Below are 3,330 nucleotides of genomic sequence, written 5' to 3'. Positions count from 1 at the left end.
CGCGCCTCGGAGCCAAAATTCCTAAAGGTGTATTATTAGTCGGCCCTCCAGGTACGGGCAAAACTTTACTCGCTAAAGCAGTGGCGGGTGAGGCGGGGGTGCCATTCTTTAGTATGTCGGGTTCGGAATTTGTCGAGTTGTACGTTGGCGTGGGTGCGTCGCGGGTACGAGATTTATTCGACAAAGCCAAGCGTCAGGCTCCCTGTATTATCTTCATTGACGAGCTAGATGCGATCGGTAAATCGCGGGGAAATGGCATTAATCCCAGCGGTGGTAATGACGAGCGCGAACAAACGCTCAATCAGTTACTCACTGAGATGGATGGCTTCGATGGTAATAATGGGGTAATTCTGATTGCTGCTACAAATCGCCCTGAAGTCCTCGATCCTGCTTTACGCCGTCCGGGTCGTTTCGATCGACAAGTGGTGGTTGACAGACCGGATCGATCGGGTAGAGTGGAGATTCTTACCGTCCATGCTAATAATGTGAAGTTGGGCGAGGATGTCGATTTGGAATTGTTAGCGACGCGGACTTCTGGCTTGACGGGTGCGGATTTGGCAAACTTGGTCAATGAAGCAGCTCTAATGGCGGCAAGAAATAATCGTCAGGCGATTTTGATGGCGGATTTCGAGCTGGCGTTCGAGCGGGTATTAGTTGGCTTGGAAAAACGATCGCGGGTACTAAACCCGATCGAGCGGCAAACTGTCGCCTATCATGAAGTCGGACACGCGCTCGTTGGTGCTTTGATGCCGGGACGGGGTAAGGTAGAGAAAATCTCGATCGTGCCGCGTGGCGTGGGTGCGCTGGGTTATACGTTGCAGATGCCGGATGAAGATCGGTTCCTGATGATGGAAGACGAAATTCGCGGTCAAATTGCGACGCTCTTAGGCGGACGTGCAGCAGAATTATTAGTGTTCGGGAAAGTGTCTACAGGTGCTGGCGATGATATCCAAAAAGCCACTAGTCTCGCCGAAAAAGCGATTACCTTATATGGGATGAGCGATACTTTAGGCCCGATCGCGTTTGCCAATAACCAGTCGCAATTCTTAGAAGGCGATACTAATACTCGTCGCGCTGTCAGTGGAGATGTTGCAATCGAAATCGATCGACTGATTAAAGAAACTATCGATCGAGCCAATAACATGGCCGTTGCCATTTTAAAACACAATCGTGAGTTATTAGAGTCTACCACACAAATTCTACTCGATCGCGAAGTCCTAGAAGGCGACGCTCTCAAAGCAATCCTCAGCCAAGTTAAGTCACCAGAGGAGTAGATGGGTGGATGGCATAACTCCCGTGAAGACTAAATTCTAGAATCCATCGATATCATCTCACCCCCAACAGGGCAGAATAACTACATCATCTAAAATAGTAACTAGCCTCAACCCACAATCCAAAATGTCCCTCCCCCGCAGCCACCAAGAAATCGTCGAAAAGCTAGACCTCATGCTGCGGGCGCGGTATCCGCTGATTTATATCGTCGGTGCTGAAGAAGAACCGATCGAAACCGTACTACTGCAAGTAGCCGATAAATCCCAACCAGCTAGAGAACTCCGATTTTGGGATATCGTCAGGGGTTGGAACGATAACGGAGCCGATAAAGGTTCGCCCATCGCTGCATTGGGGCGGATTGCCAAAGCACCTGCGGATAAACCTGCGATCTTTGTCTTGCAAGATATCCACCCGATCCTCAAATCGCCACTCCAACCGCCGAATGTACCCATCGTGCGCGAGATCAAAAATCTCACCCGCGAACTCAAACGCAGTCGCAAGACACTAATTCTTACCAGTTATTCCCTCGACGTACCGCCGGAATTCATCGAAGAGACAACTACCATCGATTTTCCCCTTCCCGATGCTAATGAAATCGATTATCTGATCTCTCAATTAGTCGTCCCCAACAAACTCAAACTTTCCCCGCTTGGCAGAGAGCAACTCGTCAAAGCTTGTCAGGGATTGAGTCGAGCGCGGATTCAACGCGTTTTAGCTATTTCCCTCGCCGCCAACCAGCAAGTCAGCGAGCAAGATATCGATCGAGTTTTAGCAGCCAAGCAACAAGCCATTCGGCAGACGGGGATTCTGGAATTCTACACTACCCACGAATCGCTCAAAAGTGTCGGCGGTTTGGATAACCTCAAACAGTGGGTGCGGATGCGTCAGGATAGCTTTACTGAGGAAGCTAGGCGTTATGGCATTCCCAACCCTAAAGGGGTGTTGCTGGCGGGAATTCAGGGTACTGGTAAATCACTCTCGGCAAAAACGATCGCGAATGAATGGCGTTTGCCGCTATTGCGGTTGGATGCGGGGCGGTTATTTGGCGGCTTGGTGGGCGAGAGTGAAAGCAAGGTGCGCCAGATGATAAAAATCGTCGAAGCGGTGGCTCCCTGCGTGTTGTGGATGGATGAAATCGATAAAGCGTTTGGGAATATCAGTAGCGGTTTCGACGGCGATTCGGGGACGAGTCGGCGGGTATTTGGGAGTTTGATTACTTGGATGCAGGAAAAAACCAGTCCGGTATTTGTAGTGGCGACGGCGAATAATATTCAGATTTTGCCTGCGGAATTATTACGCAAAGGGCGATTCGATGAAATCTTTTTCTTGAATTTACCAAATGAAGCCGAACGTCAAGAAATCTTTCTGGTGCATTTACAAAAACTCCGCCCCAGTCGGTTGCGAGAATTCGATTTAGCACTACTCGCACGGCATTCTCCCGAATATAGCGGTGCGGAAATCGAACAAGCGATCGTCGAAGGAATGCAGCAGGCTTTTAGCAGCGGAACTACGGGCAATCGATCGGATTTTAATACCGAACATATCATCCGCGCGCTCGAAGAAACGGTACCATTAGCCACGATCGCCAAGCCCCAAATTGAAGCCCTCAAACAATGGGCATCTAATGCGGGCGCGCGCCCAGCTTCGATCGATACCAAGCTATCTGAAGAATTGCGTCAAATCAAAAACTACCGAGGCATCGACCATCTAGAGGTAGATTGAGCGGATGTCTCAAAAGTAACGTTATCGATCGTTTTAGTTCTGGGTTCGATCGCGATCGACGTCGATTTTGACTCGATCGCTAAATTGCGATAACGATCGTCTGTCAATCGATCGTTATCGCCAGAGCCAGTAATTCGATCGCTCAAACGTTTCCGCCTACCAAATCGGGCTTGGGTAGCTCCTGGGGCGGATTGGGCGGACACCAGAACAGATTTTTGCTAGAGACCCCGATCGAGTCGAGAATGCCACGCATAATGTCCGTACAATACAACCAGTGTCCCAAATCTTCATACATTCGATCGGGATTGAATTCGAGATTGTAATGCAACACATTGG

Annotated in this window: 4 protein-coding genes; 2 read left to right on the top strand and 2 right to left on the bottom strand. The window is 49.7% G+C overall.

Going from position 1 to position 3,330, the window contains the following annotated elements; all coding sequences use genetic code 11:
- Both ftsH and C7B77_RS26650 read left to right on the top strand, forming a co-directional pair.
- On the top strand, nucleotides 1-1,274 hold a 1,274-nt coding region (gene ftsH / locus C7B77_RS26655), incomplete at its 5' end, for an ATP-dependent zinc metalloprotease FtsH (protein ID WP_106312130.1).
- A gap of 124 nt (nucleotides 1,275-1,398) precedes the next feature.
- The gene (locus C7B77_RS26650) at nucleotides 1,399-2,994 is read left to right on the top strand and encodes an AAA family ATPase (RefSeq protein ID WP_106312127.1); all 1,596 of its coding nucleotides are present in this window, start codon (nucleotides 1,399-1,401) and stop codon (nucleotides 2,992-2,994) included.
- Here C7B77_RS26650 and C7B77_RS26645 read toward each other — a convergent pair.
- Both C7B77_RS26645 and C7B77_RS26640 read right to left on the bottom strand, forming a co-directional pair.
- On the bottom strand, nucleotides 2,961-3,140 hold the full coding sequence (locus tag C7B77_RS26645) for a hypothetical protein (protein WP_106312124.1): 180 nt from the start codon (nucleotides 3,138-3,140) through the stop codon (nucleotides 2,961-2,963). The two genes, C7B77_RS26650 and C7B77_RS26645, sit on opposite strands and share 34 nt — an antisense overlap.
- A partial coding sequence (locus C7B77_RS26640; RefSeq protein WP_146138542.1) for a hypothetical protein occupies nucleotides 3,137-3,330 on the bottom strand: 194 nt, incomplete at its 5' end. The genes C7B77_RS26645 and C7B77_RS26640, both read right to left, overlap by 4 nt.

Source organism: Chamaesiphon polymorphus CCALA 037 (genome assembly GCF_003003845.1).
GTDB lineage: Bacteria > Cyanobacteriota > Cyanobacteriia > Cyanobacteriales > Chamaesiphonaceae > Chamaesiphon > Chamaesiphon polymorphus.
The sequence above is the reverse complement of the archived record's forward strand: the minus strand, read 5'-3'. Positions and strand labels throughout refer to the sequence as shown.